At 74.8% G+C, this 23,558-nt stretch carries 20 protein-coding genes; 12 read left to right on the top strand and 8 right to left on the bottom strand.

What is annotated here, in order from left to right; genetic code table 11:
- Positions 1-64: 64 nt before the first annotated feature.
- From KMZ30_RS00280 to KMZ30_RS00245, 8 genes are all read left to right on the top strand, one after another.
- On the top strand, positions 65-1,072 hold the full coding sequence (locus KMZ30_RS00280; RefSeq protein ID WP_215513805.1) for an ABC transporter permease: 1,008 nt from the start codon (positions 65-67) through the stop codon (positions 1,070-1,072).
- Entirely contained in the window at positions 1,069-2,052 is a 984-nt protein-coding gene (locus tag KMZ30_RS00275; RefSeq protein ID WP_215513806.1) for an ABC transporter permease, read from the top strand. The genes KMZ30_RS00280 and KMZ30_RS00275 overlap by 4 nt, the downstream gene beginning before the upstream one ends.
- A 7-nt stretch (positions 2,053-2,059) precedes the next feature.
- Positions 2,060-3,076 (top strand): ABC transporter ATP-binding protein, encoded by a 1,017-nt coding sequence (locus tag KMZ30_RS00270; RefSeq protein ID WP_215513807.1) that lies wholly within the window; start codon positions 2,060-2,062, stop codon positions 3,074-3,076.
- A complete protein-coding gene (locus tag KMZ30_RS00265) occupies positions 3,073-4,278 on the top strand; it encodes an ABC transporter ATP-binding protein (protein ID WP_215513808.1) in 1,206 nt (401 codons plus the stop codon). The genes KMZ30_RS00270 and KMZ30_RS00265 overlap by 4 nt, the downstream gene beginning before the upstream one ends.
- 63 nt (positions 4,279-4,341) lie before the next feature.
- On the top strand, positions 4,342-4,650 hold the full coding sequence (locus KMZ30_RS00260) for a 4a-hydroxytetrahydrobiopterin dehydratase (protein ID WP_215513809.1): 309 nt from the start codon (positions 4,342-4,344) through the stop codon (positions 4,648-4,650).
- A gap of 1 nt (position 4,651) precedes the next feature.
- A complete protein-coding gene (locus tag KMZ30_RS00255; RefSeq protein WP_372447526.1) occupies positions 4,652-5,401 on the top strand; it encodes a VIT1/CCC1 transporter family protein in 750 nt (249 codons plus the stop codon).
- Between the two features lie 3 nt (positions 5,402-5,404).
- Positions 5,405-6,100: a type 1 glutamine amidotransferase gene (locus tag KMZ30_RS00250; RefSeq protein WP_215513811.1), complete on the top strand. Its 696-nt coding sequence runs from the start codon at positions 5,405-5,407 to the stop codon at positions 6,098-6,100.
- 261 nt (positions 6,101-6,361) lie between these two features.
- Positions 6,362-7,333, top strand: a complete 972-nt coding sequence (locus tag KMZ30_RS00245) for a hypothetical protein (RefSeq protein WP_215513812.1) — start codon at positions 6,362-6,364, stop codon at positions 7,331-7,333.
- Positions 7,334-7,416: 83 nt separating this feature from the next.
- Here KMZ30_RS00245 and malQ read toward each other — a convergent pair whose 3' ends face one another.
- The 3 genes from malQ to KMZ30_RS00230 form a co-directional block, all read right to left on the bottom strand.
- Positions 7,417-9,546: a 4-alpha-glucanotransferase gene (malQ, locus tag KMZ30_RS00240; RefSeq protein WP_215513813.1), complete on the bottom strand. Its 2,130-nt coding sequence runs from the start codon at positions 9,544-9,546 to the stop codon at positions 7,417-7,419.
- A 70-nt stretch (positions 9,547-9,616) separates the two neighbouring features.
- Complete coding sequence (mctP, locus tag KMZ30_RS00235; protein ID WP_308279830.1) at positions 9,617-11,266, bottom strand: monocarboxylate uptake permease MctP; 1,650 nt, start codon at positions 11,264-11,266, stop codon at positions 9,617-9,619.
- Positions 11,263-11,586: a DUF3311 domain-containing protein gene (locus KMZ30_RS00230; RefSeq protein ID WP_207025203.1), complete on the bottom strand. Its 324-nt coding sequence runs from the start codon at positions 11,584-11,586 to the stop codon at positions 11,263-11,265. Before KMZ30_RS00230 ends, mctP begins: the two co-directional genes overlap by 4 nt.
- A gap of 137 nt (positions 11,587-11,723) precedes the next feature.
- Between KMZ30_RS00230 and KMZ30_RS00225 the strand changes: the two genes are divergently transcribed.
- Positions 11,724-12,521 carry a PIG-L family deacetylase gene (locus KMZ30_RS00225; protein WP_372447525.1) on the top strand — a complete coding sequence of 266 codons (798 nt, stop codon included), beginning with the start codon at positions 11,724-11,726 and terminating at the stop codon, positions 12,519-12,521.
- 106 nt (positions 12,522-12,627) lie between these two features.
- On the top strand, positions 12,628-13,440 hold the full coding sequence (locus KMZ30_RS00220; protein WP_215513814.1) for an SGNH/GDSL hydrolase family protein: 813 nt from the start codon (positions 12,628-12,630) through the stop codon (positions 13,438-13,440).
- A gap of 22 nt (positions 13,441-13,462) precedes the next feature.
- On the opposite strand, the gene KMZ30_RS00215 is transcribed toward KMZ30_RS00220, so the two are convergent.
- Positions 13,463-14,389 carry a universal stress protein gene (locus KMZ30_RS00215; RefSeq protein ID WP_215513815.1) on the bottom strand — a complete coding sequence of 309 codons (927 nt, stop codon included), beginning with the start codon at positions 14,387-14,389 and terminating at the stop codon, positions 13,463-13,465.
- 283 nt (positions 14,390-14,672) lie between these two features.
- Here KMZ30_RS00215 and KMZ30_RS00210 point away from each other — a divergent pair, with 283 nt between their 5' ends.
- Both KMZ30_RS00210 and KMZ30_RS00205 read left to right on the top strand, forming a co-directional pair.
- Positions 14,673-15,344, top strand: coding sequence for a response regulator transcription factor (locus KMZ30_RS00210; RefSeq protein ID WP_215513816.1), 672 nt, complete (start codon positions 14,673-14,675; stop codon positions 15,342-15,344).
- Positions 15,313-16,380: a sensor histidine kinase gene (locus tag KMZ30_RS00205; RefSeq protein ID WP_215513817.1), complete on the top strand. Its 1,068-nt coding sequence runs from the start codon at positions 15,313-15,315 to the stop codon at positions 16,378-16,380. The genes KMZ30_RS00210 and KMZ30_RS00205 overlap by 32 nt, the downstream gene beginning before the upstream one ends.
- A gap of 35 nt (positions 16,381-16,415) precedes the next feature.
- Here KMZ30_RS00205 and KMZ30_RS00200 read toward each other — a convergent pair whose 3' ends face one another.
- From KMZ30_RS00200 to KMZ30_RS00185, 4 genes are all read right to left on the bottom strand, one after another.
- On the bottom strand, positions 16,416-18,113 hold the full coding sequence (locus tag KMZ30_RS00200; protein ID WP_215513818.1) for a S8 family serine peptidase: 1,698 nt from the start codon (positions 18,111-18,113) through the stop codon (positions 16,416-16,418).
- Positions 18,110-19,960 (bottom strand): copper resistance CopC family protein, encoded by a 1,851-nt coding sequence (locus KMZ30_RS00195; RefSeq protein WP_215513819.1) that lies wholly within the window; start codon positions 19,958-19,960, stop codon positions 18,110-18,112. The genes KMZ30_RS00200 and KMZ30_RS00195 overlap by 4 nt, the downstream gene beginning before the upstream one ends.
- Complete coding sequence (locus KMZ30_RS00190) at positions 19,957-20,463, bottom strand: hypothetical protein (RefSeq protein ID WP_215513820.1); 507 nt, start codon at positions 20,461-20,463, stop codon at positions 19,957-19,959. Before KMZ30_RS00190 ends, KMZ30_RS00195 begins: the two co-directional genes overlap by 4 nt.
- Positions 20,464-20,533: 70 nt before the next feature.
- A complete protein-coding gene (locus tag KMZ30_RS00185) occupies positions 20,534-23,545 on the bottom strand; it encodes a multicopper oxidase domain-containing protein (protein ID WP_215513821.1) in 3,012 nt (1,003 codons plus the stop codon).
- Positions 23,546-23,558 lie beyond the last annotated feature (13 nt).

The following is a 23,558-nucleotide window of genomic DNA, read 5'->3' as shown; positions in this document are numbered from 1 at the left end:
GCCGCCCCGAACACAGTCGTTCGGGGCGGCCACCGTCGTCCACCGGGAACACCAGGAGCCCCCCTTGGCCCGTTTCATCATCAGACGACTCCTCCAGATGGTGGGGGTGGTCTTCGTGCTCTCCCTGCTCCTGTTCCTCTGGCTGCGCTCCCTCCCCGGCGGCACGGTCTCCGCGATCCTCGGCGAGCGCGCCACCCCCGAGACCCGGGCCGCGCTGACGAAGGCGCTGGGCCTCGACGAGCCGATCTGGGTCCAGTACGGGAAGTTCCTCGCCCGCGCCGCCCAGGGCCAGTTCGGCGCCTCGACGAAGGTCCTCCCCGGCGCCGACGCCTTCGACATCTTCCTCGCCCGCTTCCCGGCCACGATCGAGCTGAGCTTCTTCAGCCTCCTCATCGCCGTCGTCCTCGCGATCCCCCTCGGCTACGTCTCGGCGCGCCGCGCGAACAGCGTCGTCGACAGCGGGCTGGTCATCGTCTCCCTCATCGGCGTCGCGGTCCCGGTCTTCTTCCTCGCCTTCCTCCTCAAGTACCAGCTCGCCGTCGAGCACAACGTCTTCCCCGTCTCGGGCCGGCAGGACAACCTCGGGTGCACCCGCGTGACGAACTTCTTCGTCCTCGACGGCCTGCTGACCCGGGAGTTCGACTGCTCGGCGAGCGCCCTCAAGCACCTCGTCCTGCCGTCGGTGACGCTCGCGACGATCCCCTTCGCCGTCATCTACCGGATCACCCGCGCCTCGGTCCTCGAGGTGCTCGGCGAGGACTACGTCCGCACCGCCGAGTCCAAGGGCCTCACCGCGCGGATCATCCGCGGCCGGCACGTCCTGCGCAACGCGCTCCTCCCCGTCGTCACGACGATCGGCCTGCAGACCGGCGGCCTGCTCGCCGGCGCGGTCCTCACCGAGAAGGTCTTCAACTGGGGCGGGATCGGCAACGCCCTGGCCGACGCGTTCCAGTACCGCGACTACTCCGTGCTCCAGGTCCTCATCCTCGCGGCGGCCGGCGTGTACGTCATCATCAACCTGCTCGTCGACATCTCCTACGCCGTCATCGACCCGAGGGTGAGGACCCGATGACCCCCACGAACCCGATGAACCGCCGCAAGGACCGCATCGACGAGCTCGCCGCCTCCTCCGGGGGCACCGCCGTGCTCGTGCGCGAGGCCGGCACCGTCGACGAGAAGCCCGGCGTCTCGCTGATCGCGAGCGCGTGGAAGCGCCTGCGCCGCAACCCCGTCTTCCTCATCGGGGCGGGCATCAGCGCCGTGTTCGTCGTCGTCGCGCTCATCTCGCCGTTCATCGCGCCGCACGACCCGGCCGTCGGCTACCTCCTCGACAAGGTCCGCCCCCAGTCCAACCCGGTGCCCGGGCCCGAGCCGGGGTTCCCGCTCGGGGCGGACGACATCGGGCGCGACCTGCTCTCCCGCCTCCTCGTCGGCAGCCAGCAGACGCTCATCGTCGGTGTCGTCGCGACGGTCTTCGGGCTGGCGGGCGGGCTCGTCCTCGGCATCCTCGCCGGGGCCTTCGGGGGCTGGGTCGACGCGCTCGTCATGCGCATCGTCGACGTCCTGCTCTCGATCCCCTCGCTGCTCCTCGCGTTCTCCATCGCGGCCCTCGCCACCCGCCCGACACAGCTGACGGTCATCATCGCCGTCGCGGCCGTCCAGGTGCCGATCTTCGCGCGGCTGCTGCGCGGCTCGCTGCTCGCCCAGCGGCACAGCGACCACGTCCTCGCCGCCCGCGCCCTCGGCGTCACCGAGCGGGCCGTCGTCTTCCGGCACATGCTGCCGAACGCGCTCGGGCCGGTCATCGTCCAGTCCACGCTCGTCCTCGCGACCTCGATCATCGACGCCGCCGCCCTGAGCTTCCTCGGCCTCGGCAACCCCAACGACCGCCAGCCCGAGTGGGGGCAGATGCTCGGCCGCGCACAGCAGTACATCTACGACTCCCCGCACCTCGCCGTGTACCCGGCGCTGTGCATCATCGTCGTCGCCCTCGGCTTCACCCTCATGGGCGAGTCGCTGCGCGAGGCCCTCGACCCCAAGACCAGGAGGTGACCGGCCGATGACCGCCACGGCGACCACCCCGTCCGCGAACCGTCACGGCGACGAGCCGCTGCTGTCCGTGCGCGACCTGCGGGTCACGTTCACCCGGCAGGGCGAGGAGCCGTTCACCGCCGTCGACGGCGTCTCGTTCGACGTCCGGCCCGGCCAGACCGTCGGCCTCGTCGGCGAGTCCGGCTGCGGCAAGTCCGTCACCTCGCTCGCGATCATGGGGCTGCTCCCCCAGCGCGGCAACCGGGTCGAGGGCACCGCGACCTTCGACGGCACCGACCTGCTGCGCCTCGGCTCCTCCGAGATGCGCGACCGGCGCGGGCGCGACATCGCGATGATCTTCCAGGACCCGCTCTCGTCGCTGAACCCCGTGGTGCCCGTGGGCCTCCAGGTCACCGAGGTCCTCGAGCGGCACCGCAAGATGTCGCGCAAGGCGGCGACGCCCCTGGCCCGCGACCTCCTCCAGCGCGTCGGCATCCCCGACCCCGACCGCCGGCTCAAGGACTACCCGCACCAGATGTCCGGCGGGATGCGCCAGCGCGCGCTCATCGCGATGGCCCTGGCCTGCGCGCCGCGGCTGCTCATCGCCGACGAGCCGACGACCGCGCTCGACGTGACGATCCAGGCGCAGATCCTCAGCCTGCTCAAGGAGCTCGTGCAGGAGACCGGCACCGCCCTGGTCATGATCACGCACGACCTCGGCGTCGTCGCGGGGCTCTGCGACGAGGTCAACGTCCTCTACGGCGGCCGGATCGTCGAGCGGGGCGGCCGGCACGAGCTGTTCGGGCAGCCGCGCCACCCCTACACGAACGGCCTGCTCGCGTCGATCCCCCGGCTCGACGCCGAGCGCGCCCCGCTGACGCCCATCCCCGGCTCGGTGTCGGACAACCTGCCGTGGACGAGCGCCTGCGCGTTCGCCCCCCGCTGCTCGCAGCCGGTCGACGTCTGCACCCAGCGGACACCGGAGCTCGAGGAGTCCGGCAGCCGCGCCCTGCGCTGCTTCAACCCCGTCGGAGGACCGCGATGACCGCCACCGCCGAACCCACGCCCGCCGAGACGCCCGCCGACGAGCGCGAGCTGCTCGTCGACGCCCGCGGGGTCAAGGTGCACTTCCCCATCAAGCGGGGCGTCATCTTCGACAAGGTGATCGGCCACGTCTACGCGGTCGACGGGGTCGACCTGCAGATCCGCAAGGGCGAGACCTACGGGCTCGTCGGCGAGTCCGGCTGCGGCAAGTCGACCCTCGGCAAGGCCATCCTCAACCTCGAGCCGCCGACCGAGGGCAGCGTCGTCGTCGACGGGACCGACGTCGCCTCGCTCAAGGGCGCCGAGCTGCGCAAGCGGCGCAAGGACTTCCAGATGGTCTTCCAGGACCCGATGAGCAGCCTCGACCCCCGGCAGTCGGTGGAGTCGCTCCTCGTCGAGGGGATGAAGGCGCACGGGCTCGCGACCGACGACAAGGCCACGTCGACGCGGCTGCGCGAGCTGCTCGCCGCGGTCGGCCTGCCGGCGGCGGCCCTCAAGAAGTACCCGCACGAGTTCTCGGGCGGCCAGCGCCAGCGCATCGGCATCGCCCGGGCCCTCGCGGTCGAGCCGAAGCTCATCGTCGCCGACGAGCCGGTGTCCGCGCTCGACGTGTCGGTGCAGGCGCAGGTCATCAACCTGCTCGAGGAGCTCCAGGACGAGTTCGACCTCACCTACCTCGTCGTCGCCCACGACCTCGCGGTGGTCCGGCACATCAGCGACCGGATCGGCGTCATGTACCTCGGCGGGCTCGTCGAGGAGGCGTCGGCCGACGACCTCTACGCGCAGCCGCTGCACCCGTACACGCGGGCTCTGCTCTCGGCCGTGCCGCTGCCCGACCCGGCCGCCGAGGACGCCCGCGAGCAAATCCTCCTCGTCGGCGACCTGCCCTCCCCCTCGCGCCCGCCGTCGGGCTGCCGCTTCCACACCCGCTGCCCGTGGCGGCAGGAGACGCGCTGCGACGACGAGCGCCCGCAGCTGCGGGTCGTCGAGGTCGACGGCGTGCCCGCCTCGCACCGGGTCGCGTGCCACTTCGCGGAGGAGATCGCCCGCGGCGAGATCCAGCGGCACGAGGTCACCGCCACGGCGACGACCCAGGACTGGCGCGGCGAGGACGACGGCGACGCGATCGGCCCGGCGTCGGTCGCCGAGGCGCAGGCCATGGGTCAGCACACGAACACCCAGACCGGCAGCAGCGGCGTCTGACGGCGGGCACGGTGAGGCTCACCTGAGGTGCCGTGGGCGCCCCGGGTGGCCGATGATGGCGGGATGAGCCGACTCCTCACCGACGACGAGGTCACCCGCCAGCTCGCCGACCTGCCCGGGTGGGTGCGCGAGGGCGACGCCCTCGTGGCCTCGATCGAGGCGCCCGACTTCCCCGCCGCGATCCGCCTCGTCGCGGCCGCGGCCGACGAGGCCGAGCAGATGAACCACCACCCCGACATCGACATCCGCTGGCGGACGACCCGGTGGCTGCTGACGACCCACGACGCCGGCGGCCTCACCCAGCTCGACATCGAGCTGGCCCACCGCATCTCCACCGCCGCGCGCGCCGAGGGGGCGACCTTCCGTGACTGACGTGACCCCCGACCACCAGGCGCCGGACCACGTCGACGCCGCCGCGCTGGAGGGCCACGACGAGGCCCACGACCGCTCGTTCTCGAGCCGGCTCAACTGGCTGCGCGCCGGCGTGCTCGGGGCGAACGACGGCATCGTCTCGACCGCCGGCCTCGTCATCGGCGTGGCCGCCGCGACGACCGAGCGCGGGCCGGTGCTGACGGCCGGCCTCGCCGGGCTCGCGGCCGGCGCGATGAGCATGGCCGTCGGCGAGTACGTCTCGGTGAGCACCCAGCGCGACAGCGAGAAGGCCCTCATCGCCAAGGAGATCCGCGAGCTGCGCGAGGAGCCGGAGGCCGAGCTCGCCGAGCTGGCCGCGATCTACGAGGGCAAGGGCCTCTCCCCCGCGCTCGCCGAGCAGGTCGCCGTCGAGCTCACCGCCCACGACGCCCTCGGCGCGCACGCCGAGGCCGAGCTCGGCATCGACCCCGAGGACCTGACCAACCCGTGGCACGCCGCGTGGGCGTCGATGATCGCCTTCACCGTCGGGGCGCTGCTGCCGCTGGTCGCCATCCTCCTGCCGCCGACGGAGTGGCGCGTGCCGGTGACGGTGCTCGCCGTGGTCCTCGCGCTCGCCGGGACGGGGCTCGTCAGCGCCCGCCTCGGGGACGCCGACGCGCAGCGGGCGACCGTCCGCGTCGTCGTCGGCGGCCTGCTCGCGATGGCCCTGACCTACGCGATCGGCTCGCTCGTCGGCACCCAGGTCGGCTAGGCCGTGCCCCGGCTCCTCGTCGTCCAGCACGAGCCGGACGCCCCTCCGGCGTGGCTCGGCGAGTGGTGGGCCGCTCTCGGCGTCGGGCTCGACGTCGTCCGCGGCGACCTCGGGGAGCCGGTGCCCGCGCGCCTGGCCGACGGCGGCCACAACGGGCTCGTCGTCCTCGGCGGGGCGATGGGCGCGAACGACGACGCGGAGCACCCCTGGCTCGCCCCGACCAAGGCGCTGCTGCGCGACACCGCCCGGGCCGGCGAGCCGGTGCTCGGTGTGTGCCTCGGCCACCAGCTCGCCGCCGTCGCGCTCGGCGGCCGCGCGGGGCGCAACCCGTCCGGGCGCACCATCGGGGTCGCGCCGGTCGCGCTCACCCGCGAGGGCGCGGCCGATCCCCTGCTCGGGGGGTCGGCGGGGGCGCCGGCGGTGCACTACAACGACGACGTCGTGCTCGACCTGCCGCCGGGGGCGACGGTGCTCGCCACGCTGCCGGACGGTCGGCCGCAGGCGCTGCGGCTCGGGCTGCGGGCGTGGTCGGTGCAGTTCCACCCCGAGACCTCGCCGGAGGTCTTCGCGGACTGGGTGCGCGCCGAGCCCGACTCGACCTCCGGGGCCGCGGCCCTCGCCGACGTCACCGCCGCCCGGGAGGCGCTGCGCACGGCGTGGCAGCCCCTGGCGGGCCGCTTCCTCGCCCAGCTCACCTGACCCCGAGCCACCCACCACCGCACCCACCGCCAGTCCCTGCGGCGATGGTGGCGTCCGTGGCTGCTTCCATGGTGTCGGAACGGGGGTGATCACCCCCGTTCCGACGCCACGAGCACCGCCCCGAGGCCCACCACGGCTGCGCGCGGCCGTCGGCGGGCAGCGACGGCCCGGTCGTCCACAGGCGTCGGCACCGGCTCCGGCCGTCCACAGGTTCACCCGGACGCCTCGTGCCTCCGCCCGCCGGCGGTCGACGATGACTCCGTGCCAGAGCTTCCACCCGAGGTCCGCGACCTCCTCGCCCGTCAGGACGGCGTCGTCAGCCGCGCCCAGCTGCTCGAGCACGGGGTGAGCGTCGAGGCGTGGCGATGGAACGCCGGCCGCGGCTGGCGGGTGGTCCTGCCCAGAGTGGTGCTGACCACCAGAGCGGAGCCGACCGTGCGGCAGCGCCACGTCGCCGCTCTGCTGTGGGCGGGCCCCACCTCAGTCCTCGCCGGCCCGACGGCTGCGCGCCTGCACGGCATCACCTCGGCGGAGGACGACGGCACCGTCCACCTGCTCGTCCCGCGGCCGGGGTCGGACCGGACCGCGGGGTTCGCCGCCGTCCGACGCACCGTGCTGCACGACCCCGACGTCGTCGTCCGCGGACCGCTGCGGATGTCCTCCCGCGCCCGCTCCGCGGTCGACGCGGCCGCCGTCGCCGCGAGCTCCGACACCGCCGTGGCCGTCCTCGTCGAGGCGGTCCAGAAGGGCATCGCCCGGCTCGACGACGTGGCCGAGTGGGCCCACCGCACCCGGGCCGCGACGGACGGACAGGTGGGCGGCGCCCTCGCGGCCGCAGCGAGTGGCGCGTGGTCACGTCCCGAGCACGCGCTCGCCGTGCTCGTCCGCAGCTCGGTCGTCCTCCCCGAACCATGGCTCAACCCGGCCCTCGTCAGCACCACCGGCGCGCGGCTCGTCACCCCTGATGCCTGGTTCGACGACGTCGCGATGGCGGTGATGGTGCACTCGCACCGGTTCCACGGCCAGGGCGAGGAGTGGGACGCGACCGTCGAGTCGGACGCGACGTCCACCGCGGCCGGCATCGTCGTCGTCGGTGTGACGCCTCGGAGCATCGACCGGACGCCCGAGGCGGTGCTGCGGCGTCTCGAGGACGCCTACGCCGTCGCCGCGGCTCGTCCTCGCCCGGCGGTGCGGGCCACCCGCCGCCGTCCCTGGGAAGGACAGGTGGCGTGACTCCTGGTGCAGGAATGGGGGTGATCACCCCCGTCGCGGCGCCACCACCGGCGCCTCGGGCCGCGCCTCGGCAGAGAGCGGGGTCAGTCGTCGCGGAGGGCGGCGAAAAGGGCCTCGGCGAGAGGGGCCTCGCGGATGTCGTCGAGGTCGACCGGCGTGCCGTCCGGGCCGGCGAGCGGCAGCCGCCAGTTGGGGTACTCGTCGTTGGTCCCCGGCTGGTTGATGGCCCGGCGGTCGCCGACGAGGTCGGGCAGCGCGACGGCGAGCATCCGGCTCGGGGTGCGGGCCAGCCAGCGGTGCAGCGCCACGACGGTCTCGTCGACGTCCGCGTCGGCCGCGAGCAGCCCGCGCTCCGCGAGCGCCGCGCGCACCCGCCCGATGGCCGCCTGCTCGACCTCGCGCTCCTCCTCCACCGGCCGGGTCAGCAGCCCGAGGCGCTCGCGCACCGCGACGTGCTCGAGGGTCAGGTACCCCGCGGTCGGCGGCAGGTCGTGCACGGTCACCGTCGAGAGGCACAGGTCGCGGTAGGACTCGGGCGGGCGCACCGAGTCGTCGTCCCACTCGAACCACAGGATGGACGTACCGAGCAGCCCGCGCTCGAGGAGGACGTCGCGGACGTTGGGCGCGACGACCCCGAGGTCCTCGCCGATGACGACGGCGCCCGCGCGCTGGGCCTCGAGGACGAGGATGCCGAGCAGCGCCTCGTGGTCGTAGTAGACGTAGGTGCCGTCGACGGGCGAGCCGCCGGCCGGGATCCACCAGAGGCGGAACAGCCCGAGGATGTGGTCGACCCGGATGCCGCCGGAGTCGCGCAGCACGGTCCGCACCATGTCGCGGAACGGCGCGTACCCGAGCTCCGCGAGCCGGTCGGGGCGCCACGGCGGCTGGCTCCAGTTCTGGCCGAGCTGGTTGAACGGGTCCGGGGGCGCGCCGACGGTGACACCGCGGGCCAGCGCGTCGCCGAGGCCCCACGCGTCCGCGCCGACCGGGTGCACCCCGACGGCGAGGTCGTGGACGACGCCGAGGGTCATCCCGGCCGCGGTCGCCTCGCGCTGCGCCCCGGCGAGCTGCTCCTCGAGGAGCCACTGCATCCACCGGTGGAAGTCGACGTCGTCGGCGTGGGCGGCGGCGAACGCGCGCACGCCCGGACCGTCGGGGTCCTGGAGGTCGGCCGACCACTGCGTGAACGGCAGCCCGTGGACGTCGGCGAGCGCGCACCACGTGGCGAACCGCAGCAGCCCCGTCCCCTCGCGGGCGCAGAACTCCGCGAAGGCGTCGGCGCGCGCGCCGGAGCGCCCGGCGTCGAAGACGAGCCGCAGCGCCTCGCGCTTGACCGTCCACGCGGCGTCGCGGTCGATGCGGTCGCCGTCGTTGAGCGCCCGGCCCCGCGCGGCGAGCGCGAGGAAGGTCCGGTGCGCCGTCGCGTCGAGCGAGGCGACCTCGGGGACGTCCTCGACGTGCAGGTAGAGCGGGTTGACGAACCGGCGGGTCGTCGGCAGGTAGGGCGAGGCCTCCATCGGCGTCACCGGCTCGGCCGCGTGCAGCGGGTTGACGAGGACGAAGTCGGCGTCGTGCGCGGCGGCGGCCCAGGTCGCGAGGCCGGCGAGGTCGCGCAGGTCGCCGACGCCCCACGTCGTCGACGAGCGCACCTGGTAGAGCTGGGCCATCAGCCCGACGACCCGGCGCGAGGCGACCGGCTCCGGCAGCTCGAGCCGCTCCGGCGTGACGACGAGGGTCGCGGTGGCCGACGCGGCCTCGAGCGGCTCGGCGTCCCCGACGGCCACGAGCCGGTGCCACCCGAGCGGCAGGTCCGCCGGCAGCTCGAAGGTCGCCTCCCCCAGCGGCACCCCGTCGACGACACGGTCCGGCACCCAACGGTCGACCTGCGCCGCCTCGACCCGTCCGCCGTCCTCGAGCTCGACGACGAGCCCGACCCCCGACCCGGCGGGCACGTGCACCTGCACCTGCGCGGTGCGCCCGGCGCGGGTGACGACGGTCGGGGGCAGCGTGCGCCGCCACGGCCGGTCCGCGTGGTCGGCGAGCGCGACCTCGACCGCGGCGTCGTCCGAGGCCTCGACCCCGAGCGCCGCGAGCACCGCGACGATCGACGACCTGGGCACGACGACGTGCTGCCCCCGCCAGTCCCAGTACTCGGTGGCGACGCCGTGCGCCTGGGCGAGCTCGACGAGCCGGGCCGACGGGGTGGGCTGCATGCCCCCATCCTGCCAACGGCAGGGGCGGGCGCGGACTCCCGGTCCGCGCCCGCCCCCGTGCCGTCCCGGGTCAGGGGTTCGGCGTCTCCTGGTGCAGCGGCTGGAGCACCTTCTGGACCCGCGGGTCACCGGCGTCGGCGAAGTAGTCGCCGCGGATGGTCTCGTCCTCGCCCTCGGGGGCCTTGGCCGCCCGGAGCACGAACGTGCCGAGCACCGCCACGACGAGGTTGAGCGCGAACGCCGTCACCGCGATGTAGCCCATCTGCCCGATGAAGGGGATCTCCGAGAGCGAGCCACCGAAGTGGTTGATGCCCGCGCGCGGGTTCGCGACGCTCCAGGCCTGCCACGTGCCGTAGACCATGCCGACGGCCCAGCCGGCGGTCAGCGCCCAGCGGTGCAGCCAGCGGGTGTAGAGGCCGAGGACCACGGCCGGGAAGGTCTGGAGGATCCAGATGCCGCCGAGCAGCTGGAAGTTGATGGCGTTCTGCTTGTCGAGCGCCAGCACGAAGACGAGCGCGAACGCCTTGACGAGCAGCGACACGAGCTTGGAGACCTTCGCCTCCTGCTGCGGCGTCGCGTCGGGCTTGAGCCACTCCTTGTAGATGTTGCGCGTGAAGGTGTTGGCCGCCGCGATGGACATGATCGCCGCCGGCACGAGCGCCCCGATGGCGATGGCCGCGAACGCGACCCCCGCGAACCACGACGGGAACGAGTCCTCGAACAGCTGCGGGATGACCAGCTGCGCGTTCGGCTTGCCGTCGAGCCCGATCGGCTTGGTCCCCGCGGCGATGGCGACCCAGCCGAGCAGGGCCAGCAGGCCGAGCACGAACGAGTACGCCGGCAGGATGGACGCGTTGCGGCGGATCGTGTTGCGGTCCTTGGCCGACAGGCTGGCCGTCACCGAGTGGGGGTACATGAAGAGCGCGAGCGCGGACCCGAGCCCCAGCGTCGCGTAGGCCCAGTGCGCCTGCGCCCCGGGCACGAACGCACCGGTCGGCTTGCCGTCGGTCGGGTTGGGCGTGGCCATCTTCTGCTCGGCCGCCGAGAAGATCGCGTCCCAGCCACCGAACTTCGAGGGCAGGTAGACGATCGCCACGATGATGACGAGGTAGATGAGGAAGTCCTTGACGAACGCGATGACGGCCGGCGCGCGCAGGCCGCTCGAGTACGTGTAGGCCGCGAGCAGCGCGAAGGCGATGAACAGCGGCGCGTCCTTGGCGATGATGTTGCTGCCGCCGCCGAGGCCGACGACCTCGAGCACCGCCTGGATGCCGACGAGCTGCAGCGCGATGTACGGCATCGTCGCGAGGAAGCCGGTGACGGCCACGGCGAGCGAGAGCCCACGCGAGCCGAAGCGTCCGCGCACGAAGTCGGCCGTCGTCACGTACCCGTGCCGGTGGCTCACCGACCACAGGCGCGCCATGAACACGAAGATGATCGGGTAGAGGACGATCGTGTAGGGCACCGCGAAGAAGCCCGACACCGCGCCCGCGGCGAACATCGCCGCCGGCACCGCGACGAAGGTGTACGCGGTGTAGAGGTCGCCGCCGAGTAGGAACCACGTGATCCACGTGCCGAACGAGCGTCCGCCGAGGCCCCACTCGTCGAGGGACTCCATCGACGTGGGCCGCCGCCAGCGGGTCGCGAGGAAGCCCATGACGGTGACGAGGAGGAAGAGCGCGGTGAGGACGGCCAGCGCGACGCCGTCGACCCCGCTCACGCCTGCTCCCCCGTCCGGTCGCCGGCGCCGTGGCCGGTCATCGGGCGGTGCGGGCGGGCGCGCAGCACGATCCGGTAGGCCGTGTACGTCAGCGCCGAGCAGAGGAACACCCAGAGGAACTGGTACCAGATGAAGAAGGGGAAGCCCCACAGGCGCGGTTCGACGCGGCTGTAGCTGCCGACCCAGAGCAGCGCGACGACGGGCAGCGCGAGGAGCACGCCGGCGACGGCGAGCAGCTTCTTGTTCGCGGGCGGCACGGTGTCGTGGTCGACGGCGCCTGCGCCGCCCTCCCCGTCGTGCCCGGTGTGGACGTTGCTCATGGACCCTCCTGGGACCCCCGGTGGACGTCCGGCGGCGACCGGACCACCCGACACCGTAGGGACTGGTGGGGCGTGTGGGGAGTTTCCGCGCCGGTCGGTGTCCGACGACGTCGGAAGGCCTCGGCATGATGGGCGACGTGTCGACCATCGTCTTCCTCCACGCCCACCCCGACGACGAGGCCTCGCAGACCTCCGGCACGATGGCCCGCGCCGTCGACGAAGGGCACCGCGTGGTCCTCGTCGTCGCGACCAACGGCGACCACGGCACCGCTCCCGACGACCTCGCCGAGGGCGAGACGGTCGTCGAGCGGCGCCGGGCCGAGCTCGCCGCGTCCGCCGGGGCCATCGGCCTGCACCGCGTGGTGTGGCTCGGCTACGCCGACTCCGGGATGACCGGGTGGGAGCAGAACGCGCACGAGGGCGCGTTCACCGGCGCCGACCTCGACGAGGCCGCGCGCCGGTTCGCGGACGTCCTCGACGAGGAGGACGCCGACGTCGCCGTGGGCTACGACTGGCACGGGGGCTACGGCCACCCCGACCACGTCCAGGTCCACCGCGTCCTGCACCGGGGCGCCGAGCTCGCCGCCCGCCGCCCGCGGGTCCTCGAGTCCTCGATGAACCGCGACGCGATGCGCCGGATGTACGAGCTGGCGAAGGCCGCGGGCCGTGACGACGACTGGGACCCCGACCGGCCGATGGACGACGGCAACCCGATGGGCACGCCCGAGGCCGAGCTGCACTGGCGGGTCGACGTGCGCCCGCAGCTCGAGCGCAAGCGGACCGCGCTCGGCGCGCACGCCAGCCAGACCAGCGACGTGGGGATGATGCTCGCGATGCCGCCGGAGGTGTTCGAGGCCGTGTTCGGGTTCGAGCACTACCTCGAGCCCGGCCGCACGGTCGGGCTCGTCGACGGGTGGCCCTTCGCCGCGGCCTGAGCCCGACGCTCGGTCGCCGCTCCGGTTGCGAGGGGTGCCGACCGGGTCCACGCTGCAGGGGCCCGGGGCGGCGAGCCGCCCGCGACTCCGCACGAAGGAGTGCCCGTTGCCCGTCCATCCCCGTCTGCGCTCGCTCGCCGCCGCCGTCGCGGCGCTGCCCCTCGCCCTCGCCGCCGTCGCCCTCCCGTCCGCGGCCGCCGCCGAGCCGGACCAGTACGTCGCGCTCGGCGACTCCTACGCCGCGGGCAACGGCACCGGCTGGCCCGACCTCAGCCTCTCCTGCTACCGCAGCAGCCTCGCCTACGCGCCCCTCGTCGCGAAGGCCCGCCCGAACACGAGCCTGACCTTCCGGGCGTGCTCGGGCGCCGAGACCGGGGACGTGACGGGCGGCCAGACCGCGGCCCTGTCGTCCTCCACCGACTTCGTGACGGTGAGCATCGGCGGCAACGACGTCGGGTTCGTCGACCTCATCCTCAGCTGCGTCAACAGCTGGGACGAGCTGCTCTGCCGTTCGACGGTCGCGAAGGTCGACGCCCGCATCGACGCCGAGCTGCCCGCGAAGCTCGACGCGACGTACGCCGACATCCGCACCCGCGCCCCCGGCGCGAAGGTCATGGTCGTGGGCTACCCGAAGCCCTTCGGCGGCACGGTCTCGTGCAGCCAGGCGAGCGGCGTGAACACCCGCGAGGCGGGTCTGCTCGACGGTGTCTCCGCGCACCTCGACCGCGTCGTCGCCGCCCGGGCGAGGGCCGCGGGCTTCACCTACCTCGACCCCGCCGCCACCTTCACCGGCCACGAGGTGTGCTCGGCCACGCCGTTCGTCTGGGGCAAGAAGACCGGCCTGCTCGACATCTACCACCCGACGAGGGCCGGGTACCGCGACGGCTTCGCGCCGCTCGTCCGGGCCGCGATGGGCTGAGCGGCCGCGCCGGCCGGTGCCCTCAGTGGACGACGGCCACGGGTCGGGTCGTCCGCTGCACCACGGTGCGGCTGACGCTGCCCATGAGCAGCCCGGCGAAGCCGCCCCGCCCGCGCCGCCCGACGACGACGAGGTCGGCGTCGACCTCGTCGGCCACGTCGAGGACGGCGCGGGCCGGCCGGCCGTTGCGGACGACGACGGCGACCTCGACGTCCGGGTGGGCCGCACCGGCCTCCTCGAGGGCCGCGCGGGTGGCGGCAGCGACGCGCTCCTCGACGCGGGCCCAGCGGTCGGTCCCGGGCTCGGTGACGACGACGCCGTCCTCGACCTCGACCGTCCAGACCGTCACGGCGGTGACGACGCCACCGACGGACGCGGCCTCGTCCACGGCGTGGGCGAGGGCGCGGCCCCCGGCGTCGCTGCCGTCGGCCCCGACGACCACCCGGTGCGGTTCCACCGGCGGCAGCGACTCGGGCACGACGACGACCGTCCCGTGCCCGTGGGCCACGACCGCGAGCGCGGTCGACCCGAGGACGAGGCGCTCCAGCCGGTCGTGGGTGGAGGCGCCGACGACCACCGTGGCGCGCTCCGAGAGGTGGACGAGCACGCCGGCCGGCGACCCCACGGGGGTGCGGACGCCGACCTCGAGGTCCGGGTGGCGCTCGCGCAGCCCGGCCGCGAGCCCCTCGAGCCTGGCCCGCTCGGCCACCTCGAGCTGTTCGCCGAACCACGGCGCCTCGGTGGCCAGCACCGAGTACGGCGCGAGCACGGGGCCGATCTCGACGACGTGCACGAGGTCGAGCCGCACCCCCTGACGCACCGCGCAGGCCGCGGCCCACGCGAGGACGGCCGCCTCGTGGGCGGAGCCGTCGAGCGCGGCGACGACCGGTGGGCGGGCCGGTCCCTCGGGACCCCGGTCCGACTGCTTCGAGAGCACGTCCTCGGCCATGACCCCAGCGTCCTCCGCCGGCGGCCGGTGACGCAGTCTCGTGGGTCACAGCGGGCGCGTGGAACCGGTCACGGCGACCGTCGAGGATGGCTCCACCGAGGCAGGGTGGTCGCCGTGACCGTCGGCCGGGCGGGGTACCCGGACGTCGCTCCCCAGTGGGCCCAGCGTGCTCCGTGGCCCCCCGAGCCGCCAGCACCGGAGGCCGATTATCACGAATGTCTTACGCGAAGGTCATGGGAAGGTTAGCCTCGCGTCAGCAAGTGGTCATGAGAGGTAGCAGGGCATGGCTGACATCCTCATCGTCGACGACGAGGTCCGACTGCGCACGCTGCTCAGCCGAACCCTGGTCGCCGCCGGTCACCGTCCGCTCACGGCAGCGGACGGCACCGAAGCCTGCCAGACGGTCCGCTCCCGCACCGTCGACCTCGTCCTCCTCGACCTCGTCATGCCCGGGATGGACGGCCTGACCGTCCTGCGCCACGTCCAGCAGCTCGACGCTCCCCCGCCGGTCATCGTCCTGTCGGGGGTCGGTGACGTCGGCACCCGCGTCCAGGCCATCAACGAGGGCGCCACCGACTTCCTCACCAAGCCCTTCGTCACCGCCGAGCTGCTCGCCCGCGTCAACCGCCACCTCGGGGTGCCGCGCACGGTCTCCGAGTCCGGGCGCTTCCTCACCCACGGCGACCTCAGCCTCGACACCCGCCGGCGGGTGCTCATCACACCGGAGGGCACGCGCTCCCTCAGCGAGCGGGAGGCCGCGGTGCTCGCCTACCTCCTGCGGCGCGAGGGCGACGTCTGCACGCGCGAGGAGCTGCTCAAGGACATCTGGGGTTTCGACTTCGACCCCGGCAGCAACGTGCTCGAGGTGTGCGTCGCGCGGCTGCGGACGAAGATCGGGGACCCGTCGACGATCGAGACCGTCCGTGGTGTGGGGTACTGCGTCGCGGAGGCGTGAGGAGGGCCGCGCCGGCGCCCTCTTCCTGCTCTGGCTGGGCATCCTCGTCGTCTGCGGGCTCTTCCTGCTCCTCGTCCCGAGCGTCGAGCTCGCGGCCGTCGAGATCGTCGTGCTCTCCTTCGCCGTGCTCTACGGCTTCGGGTCGTGGCCGATCGTCCGGACCGTGGTGTCGGTCAGCGCCTTCGCCGTCGTCGCGGCGGCGATCATGCTGCCCCGCGTCCTGCGTGGCGACCTCCCGGCCGTCGAGCTCGTCGAGGTCGTCACCCCCGTCGTGCTCGCGGCCGTCGTCACCTACCACGTGCGTCGGCGCGACGACGCCATCGAGACCGCCGAGGCCCTCGCCGCGGCCGACCGGCGCCGCGCCCGGGCGCGCGAGCGCCTGGGCCGGATGACCTCGCACGAGCTGCGCACGCCGCTGACCATCGCCCGCGGCTACGTCGACCACCTCGCGGCGAGCGAGCCGGACGACGGCCGCCGCGAGGACCTCACGACGGTGCGCGAGGAGCTGGACCAGCTGACCCGGCTCGCCGACCGGCTCGTGCGCGCCGTCTCGCTCGACCTCGGGGCGCCCGACGTCCTGTCCGACGACGCCGAGCTGCTCGACGACGTGCGCCGGCGGTGGGCGTTCGTCACCGACCGCGAGCTCGTGGTGCGCGCCCAGGCGGGCCCGGTGCCCGTCAACCCGGAGCGGCTGCGGGCGGCCCTCGACACCCTCGTCGAGAACTCGGTGCGCTACACCGGGCCCGGCGACCGCATCTGCCTGTTCAGCGAGGCGTTCGAGGACCGGGTCGAGATCGGGGTCGAGGACAGCGGCCCGGGGATGTCCGCCGACCTCGTGGCGACGGTGAACCGCGACGACGTCGCGGGCGAGGACGACGAGAACGACGTGTCGGCCCAGCTCCGGGACGCCTACTCGCAGACCGGGTTCGGGCTGCGCATCGTCCAGGGGATCGCCCGCTCGGCGGACGGCCACCTCGTGGCCGGGCGCGGCGCGGACGGCGGCGCCCGCGTCGCGCTCGTCGTCCCGCGCGCCTGAGCCCGCCGGCTCCGCCCACGGCCGCTCCCGGCCGTTCAGCGCCCGCCGACGACGACGACCGTCAGCGGGGCGGACCGCTCGATGCCGCCACCGGTCGCGGTGACGACCAGCCGGTGCACGCCCCGGGTCGCCGCCGACCGGAGCTGGAGGCGCAGACGGGTGCGCCAGGCCCCGGGACCGACCTGCTCCCGGACGAACCGCCACCGGGCCTCGCTCGGGTCGATCCCGCTGAGCGAGAGGGACGTCGCGGCGTCGTAGCCGTCGGTCGGTGCCACCCGCACGATGATCGACGCCGTGGCGCCGGGGGCGAGCGCCACCCGTCGGGGACGCACCACGACGGAGAAGTCTCCGGTCGGCGCGGCTGGGGTGAGGGCGGCGTCCGCCGCCGCGACGTCGACCAGCCCAGCGCCGTAGACGTCGTCGGGGCCGGTCGCCCCGAGGTCCCGGGCGGTCGTCGTCAGCGCCGCGGCGAGGGCGTCCGGTGTCGTCGTGGGGCGGCCCTGCAGCAGCAGCGCCGCCGCCCCGGCGACGTGCGGCGCCGCGATGGAGGTCCCGTCGACCACCTGGTAGGAGCCGTAGAGGTCCGCGGTGAGCACGTCGACCCCGGGGGCCACGAGGTCCGGGAAGGGCCGGGTGCGCCCGCCGCAGTCGCTCGGGCCGGTGCTCGAGAACGACCAGAGGGCGCCGCCGGTCGTGACGGCACCGACCGAGAGGGCCTCGGGGTAGTTCGCCGGGCTCGCGCTCGTGCCCGCGGCCGCGCCGAAGTTGCCGGCGGCCGCGACCGGGAGGATGCCGGCCGCCCGCAGCGCCGCGAGGTCGGGCTGCACCGCGAGGTCGCAACCCGGGCCGGTGCCGAGCGACCACGAGAGGTTCACGACGTCCGGGGCGTCGTCCGTCGAGGGGTCGTGGTCGGGGTCGAGGACCCACTGGAAGGCCTGGTGGATCGCCGACAGCGTCGCGGTGCCGCGGTCGTCAAAGACCCGTGCCGCCACCCACCGAGCCCCCGGGGCCATGCCGTAGGCGGAACCCGCGTCCTCGCCCCCGACCATGGTGCCGGTGACCGCCGTGCCGTGGCCGAGCAGGTCGACCGGCGCGTCGGGGTGCTCTCCGTAGGGGTCGAACCACGAGCTGCTGCCGCCGCGCCAGGTCGCCGCGAGGTCGGGGCTGGTCAGGTCCACCCCGGAGTCGAGCGACGCGACGACGACCCCGGTCCCGGTGCGTCCGGCGGCCCACACCGCGGGCGCGCCCGTGGCGTCGATCGTCGGCTCGACGGGGACCGCCGCGGGGGTGAGGACGATCCGGTCGGGGACGACGGACGCGACGTCCGGTCGCGCGGCGAGCTCGCGGACGGCGTCGGGGGTGGCGGTGACGGCGACGGCGTCCGTCACCCAGAGCGCGGTCCGGGACCGGACCTCGCCGCGCCGGGCCAGCCCGTCGACCGCGGCGAGGACGCCGCGCTGGCGGGCGCCGGCACCCTCCCGCAGACCGCGCACGAGGGCGGTGCGGCGAGCCCCCTCGGTCCCACCGGCCGCGAGCGTGGACGGCCCGAGACCGTTCTCGCGCAGGCGGACCAGCACGGGGACGGCCGAGCCGTCCGGCACGCCGGCCAGCATCCTCTCGACGGCGGCCGGGACGACCGGCGGCGTCGGGGTCAGGGGCGCCGCGGGGGCGGCCGGTGCCGCGACGAGGGCGGTGGCCGCCGCCACCACGGAGACGACGAGCGAGCGCCTCATCGGGAGCCCACCTCCTCGAGGACGGGGACGACGGCCCGGTCGGCACCGTCGAGGGGTGGCTGGAGGCGGTTCCGGCGCCGGCGGGCCCACCACAGGCCCGCCGCGAGCACGAGGAGCAGGACGACCGCGGCGGCGACGGCCGCCACGCGTAGCCCTGGCCACCCGGCGGTGCTGCTCCACGGGACGAGCACGACGGTCGTGCGGGCGCCCGCGCGGTGCAGGAGCACCTCGGCGGTCCAGTCCCGCTGCCCGGGGTCGGGGATGCTGGCCTCCCAGCGTCCGGGCTCGGTGCGGGAGAGCACGATCCGGTCCGTCGGGTCGGCGACGGGGCTCGTCACCACGCCGTCGGAGACCGCGACCTCCACGCCGGTGACGGGCGCGCCGACGGGGCGGATGACGGGCTGGGCCCGGACGACGAGCCGGGTGCGCCCGGCCACGGGGACGGCGTCGACGGTGACGAAGAGCCCGTCGGCGCGGGCGCTCTGCGGCGCGTCGGCGGTGCGGGCCGCCGTGACCTCGCGCGCGGTCGGGACGGCCGTCATGAGGGCGGCGAGGCCGACCGCGAGGAGCAGGACGAGCGCCTCGACGAGGACGGTGGTGCGCAGCTTTTGCACCGGGGCGGACCAGTCGCGCCCGAGGCCGAGGACCCTCCCGACCCGGCGCGCGACGCCGGGGTTGACCATGACGGTGTTCCACGCCGCGAGGCCCAGGGCGACGGCGACGACGAGCACCTTTCCCACGACCGCCGGCCCGTAGACCCCGCGCAGCAGCGCGGGGAAGGTCTCGACGTGCGCACCCGCCTCGTAGAGCCCGGTCGCCAGGAGCACCAGGGACGACACGGCGGCGGCCGGGCTGAAGGCCCGCCACGCGCCGAGCACCACCGCCGACCGCTCGTCCCCGTCGAGACGTCCGAGGGGGCGCAGGGTGAGGGCGAGGACGAGCAGCGCACCCGCCCAGGCACCGGCCGCCACCACGTGCAGCGTCGCGGCGGCCCACGCCACGACCACCCCGCTCGGCAGCGCGGAGGCGTGACCGACCCATCCGTCCACGGCGACCGCGAGGACGAGGCCACCACCGGCCACCGCGTACCGCCCGCGCCAGAGCGCACCGTAGGCGACGGCGAGGAGCAGGAGGCGCAGCAGCCAGAGGCGGCCCCAGGTACTCCCCGTCAGCACCTCGCCGAGGGCGTTCGTCCAGGCGTCCGACCCGACCGCGGCGCCGGTCTGCGTCGTCGTCGTGACCAGCGGGGTGGCGACCGCGGCGACGAGGGCCACGGTGGCTCCGAGCGCCCCGGCGGTGACGACGCGACGCCGGGTCGGCCCGGCGAGCGCCCCGAGCACGGGGACGACCCGACGCAGCGCGAGCAGGGCCCCGAGCGCGACGAGCGTGCCGGCCAGGTCCAGCCCGCGCAGGAGGACCGGTGCGGCCGGGGGCAGCGGGCTGTCGGCGTCCGGGAGCCCGTCCGGCCGGAAGCCGCTGCCGAAGACGACCGTGCCCCGGGTGGGGTGGCCGTCCGCGGCGACGACCGCCCAGGTGACGGTGTAGGTGCCGCGGGCGAGCGGGGACGTGGTGAGGTGGACGACCCGGTCGCCGGGCTCGACCGCCACGGTCACCGGCACCCGGCCGTCGGCGCCCTCGAGGGTGAAGCTGCTCGCCGCCGGGGCGATGTCCTCGCCGAACCACAGCGTGAGGGCGGTGCGACCGGTCGCCACCATGCCGCCGTTCGGGGGGTCGGACCGCTCGAGCGTCGCGTGCGCCGAGGCCGACGGGGCGAGGACGAGCAGCGCCAGCAGCGCGAGGAGGGCCGCCAGCGCCCCCCGCGGCGCCCCGCCCCGCACGCCCCTCACGCCTGGGCCACGACGTGCTCGAGCCGGACGTCGCCGACGATCACCGTCACGCGCGTGCCGTCGTGGATGGCGTTGCGCGTGTTCGCCATGAGGAAGAAGTACGTCCCACCGAGGTTGAGCTCGGCCTTGTGGTTGTGCGGCCGCGAGACCATCGCGAGGGTGGCCCCGGTGTCCTCGACGACGAGCACCGGGCGCTTGTCCTCCTGGTGCAGCAGCAGGCTCGCCTTGTCGGGGTCGGTCACCTGGTAGCGCAGCTCGACCATCCCCCCTCCCCCGGTCACCCCGAGGAGCGTGATCTTCGCGCCGGTGCGGCTCGCGAACTGCTCGGCGGAGACCGCCTCGGTGCCGGAGCGGACGTCGTCGGCGTGCGCCATGACCGCGCGGACGCCGAGCGTCGCCGCGAGCGCCAGCACGACGAGCGCCGCGAGCACGAGGAGCCGGTGGCGGGCGCGCGACGGCGCGGCGGCGGGGAGGTGCGGGGCGGGGGCGGTGGCGGTGCTCATCGGTCCTCCTGGTGGTGCGGGACGCCGGCCGCGAGCTCTCTCGCGGCCGGCGCCCCGGGTCGGGGTCGGGTCAGGGCAGGTCGAACGCGTCGACGTCGACGTTCGCGCCGCCCAGCCCGTGCGTCGACCCGTCGAACCAGGTCGACCACACACCGGCGGTCCGGCGGACGACGTCCTCGTCGGGGACGAGCGCGGCGATGCCGGGCACCCGGGTGGTGTTGGCGGCGAACGAGAACGCCCAGTCGTCCGCGCCGAGCCAGACGAAGCCGTCGGTGTTGGCGGCGTCCGGGATGCCGACCGCCGAGGCGTCGACGACCCGGGTCCAGTGGTTCGTCCCGTCCCAGCGGTAGACGTCCGACGGGCTGCCGCTGCCTCCGGTGGCGGTGCCGCCCGGCACGGCGAAGGTGCTCACCGAGACGTACAGCGTCGGGTTCGGCCAGGCGCCGACGACGTCGATGGCGTCGACGTTCGCCGTCGCGGAGATCCCCGAGGCCGCCCCGTTGAAGAAGCGGCGCCAGGTGTTGCCGTCGCGGTAGATGACCTCGCGGGGGTTGACCGGACCGAAGCCGGGGATGACCACGCTGGCGTTGGAGAACGACACGTAGAAGTGCGTCGCGTCCACCCGCGTGAAGCCGTCGACGTTCGCGCTGGTCGGGACCCCGAGCGTGGAGAGCTGGTAGCCCTTGCTCGCCGCGGTCCCGCTCCACCGGAAGACGTCCGAGGTGCGGGCGGCTCCGGTGACCCCGGCCGGGTTGACGGCCTGGAGGGTGGCGAACCACAGCGGACGGGTCACGGTGAGCGGCGCCGAGCGCGTCGCCGTGTTGCCGGCGCCGTCCCGGACCCGCAGCCGGACCGTCGTGGCGCCCTCGGGGAGCCGGTCGACGGGCAGCTGCCCGCTGAACGAGCCGTCGGCGTCGCGCACGAGCGCCGTTCCCCGACCGACCCCGGGGTCGGTGCCCGCGAAGACCTCGACGAGGGAGAACCCGGACGGGTCGGCGCCGATGGCTCCCGGACCACCCGAGACCGTCACCGTCGTGGCGCCGGCGGTCGGGTTCGGGCTGACGGCGAAGGCCGCGAGGGTCGGCGCCGTCTTGTCGACGACGAGGTCGACCGACACGGGCGAGGCCCAGTTGCCGGCGGCGTCGTGCCCGTGCACCCAGAGCTTGTGGGTGCCCGCGGACATCTGGCGCACCGTGGCGAGCGGGATGTCGAGGTAGACGCTCTCCGTGCTCGTCGAGAAGGCACCGTCCGCTGCCTCCATCGGGATGCCGGACCCGTTCGCGCCCGCCGTGTCGAGGAAGGCCTCGGCCCGGTCGACGGTGCTCTGGACGGGGTCGAACCCGACGCCGTCACCGGTCAGCTGGTCGGTGAGGGTCGCGACGAGGCGGACGGCCGAGGACGACCCGTTGACCGGCAGCGTGCCGTTGTTCGGGTTGGGCGAGACGGACAGGTCGGACGCGACCGGAGCCGCGTGGTCGATCGCGAGCTGCACGCTCGAGACCGGGCCCCACGCACCGGCGCTGTCGCGCGAGCGCACGGTGACCGCGTGGAGGCCGTCGGGCAGGCCGCTCAGGGCGCTGCCCGGGATCGTCGCGACGATGCTCGCCACGGGTCCGGTCGTCTCGACCGTCATCGCGGACGCGGTCCCGCCGTCGAGCGACCACTCCGCCTCGGCGATCTCGTGGTTGCCGGTGGCCGAGTCGTTGCCGGTGCCGGAGAGGGCCACCGACCCCGAGCCGTTGGTGTGGTCCGGGGCGACCTCGAGGCCGGTGGTCGCCGGCCCGACGGTGTCGCTGCCCTGGACGAGCACCGAGCTCCACGGGCCCCAGGCGCCGTCGGCGTCGCGGCCGTGCACGTAGACGACGTGCGGCCCCGGGGGCACGGCGTAGTCGGCGGTGGCGTGCACCGTCGGCGTGCCGGGGGTGCCGGACATCGCGGTGCCGGAGCCGACCGTGGTGTCGACGAGGTACTCGACGAGGTCGACGGCGCTGCCGCCGGTGGCCTCGTCGCTGACGTCGGCCGTGAGGGCCCCGGCGTCCCAGCGGACGCCGGTCGTCACCGGACCGATGTTGTCGACGGTGCCGCCCGAGGCGGCGACGTCGATGAAGGTCACGGCTCCGCCGGTGCCCGCCGCCTGGCCGTTGTGCAGCCCGAGGCCGGCGTCGTAGACGGCCAGCCGGCGGTCGGTGGTGGTCGTGGGCACGTGGACGACCGCGTCGGCGGTCTGCCCCGGCCCGAAGGTGTCGGCGACGAGACGACGCGAGATGTCGAGTGCGCCGCCGTCGTTGAGCAGCCGGCTGCCGTCGTACGCGATGACGCGCTGGTCGGCGCCGAGCACCGCCATCGAGTGGTAGCCGACGCCGGCGTTGACCCACCGGAGCAGGACGTCCTGCCCGGAGGCCGCGGCCACCGGCTGGATGTCCGGGTGCACCCGGCCGTTGACGAGCTCGTAGCGCGCGACGAACGTGCGCATGTCGAAGGCGGCCGGGTCGTTCGCGGTGTTGAGCGCGGGGTCGATCTCCCCGACGACGAGCACCTGCTCGGCGTCGTAGGCCGAGGCCGCGTCGTCGTACGCGCGGCCGCTCGTGGCCGGACGGACGACGAGCGCGCCGTAGAGGCCCATCGCGACCTGGTGCTGGAAGTTGCCCGTGGGACCCGCCTGGTAGAGGTAGGTGCCGGGGCGCGAGGCGGTGAACGAGTACGTGTGCTCGCCACCGGCCGCGGCACCCTCCGTGTCGGGGGCCATCTGCTGCCCGCCGAGCAGCAGCGAGGTCCGCTCGGGCAGGCCGTCGTGGAGGGTGATCGTCACGTGGTCGCCCTCGTCGACCGTGAGGGTGGGGCCTCCCGGTCGCTCGAGCGGGCCGCAGGGCGTGCCGGCGTCGGGGCGCACGCAGTAGCCCCAGACGGGGACGCTCGTCGGTCCGCTCCTCCCGGGCAGGCTCGTCGTGCCGGTCGTCGCCTCCAGGTGGATGTCCACGTCGGCGGCGCTGGCCGACCCGACCGGCCCGAACAGCAGGCCGAGGGCGACCAGGGCCCCGCCGCCGAGCGTCGAGAGAGCGGCCGTGCGCAGGTGCTTCGTCATCGTCGTCCCCTCT

Source organism: Phycicoccus mangrovi, assembly GCF_018729305.1.
Taxonomy (GTDB): domain Bacteria; phylum Actinomycetota; class Actinomycetes; order Actinomycetales; family Dermatophilaceae; genus Phycicoccus; species Phycicoccus jejuensis.
This window is presented reverse-complemented; position numbering and strand designations above follow the sequence as displayed.

Bases quoted from the DNA above. Each gene is read 5' to 3' on its own strand.
- KMZ30_RS00275 (WP_215513806.1), top strand. From the start codon at position 1,069: ATGACCCCCACGAACCCGATGAACCGCCGCAAGGACCGCATCGACGAG.
- KMZ30_RS00270 (WP_215513807.1), top strand. From the start codon at position 2,060: ATGACCGCCACGGCGACCACCCCGTCCGCGAACCGTCACGGCGACGAG.
- KMZ30_RS00265 (WP_215513808.1), top strand. From the start codon at position 3,073: ATGACCGCCACCGCCGAACCCACGCCCGCCGAGACGCCCGCCGACGAG.
- KMZ30_RS00260 (WP_215513809.1), top strand. From the start codon at position 4,342: ATGAGCCGACTCCTCACCGACGACGAGGTCACCCGCCAGCTCGCCGAC.
- malQ (WP_215513813.1), bottom strand. From the start codon at position 9,546: ATGCAGCCCACCCCGTCGGCCCGGCTCGTCGAGCTCGCCCAGGCGCAC.
- KMZ30_RS00230 (WP_207025203.1), bottom strand. From the start codon at position 11,586: ATGAGCAACGTCCACACCGGGCACGACGGGGAGGGCGGCGCAGGCGCC.
- KMZ30_RS00215 (WP_215513815.1), bottom strand. From the start codon at position 14,389: ATGGCCGAGGACGTGCTCTCGAAGCAGTCGGACCGGGGTCCCGAGGGA.
- KMZ30_RS00210 (WP_215513816.1), top strand. From the start codon at position 14,673: ATGGCTGACATCCTCATCGTCGACGACGAGGTCCGACTGCGCACGCTG.
- KMZ30_RS00200 (WP_215513818.1), bottom strand. From the start codon at position 18,113: ATGAGGCGCTCGCTCGTCGTCTCCGTGGTGGCGGCGGCCACCGCCCTC.
- KMZ30_RS00190 (WP_215513820.1), bottom strand. From the start codon at position 20,463: ATGAGCACCGCCACCGCCCCCGCCCCGCACCTCCCCGCCGCCGCGCCG.
- KMZ30_RS00185 (WP_215513821.1), bottom strand. From the start codon at position 23,545: ATGACGAAGCACCTGCGCACGGCCGCTCTCTCGACGCTCGGCGGCGGG.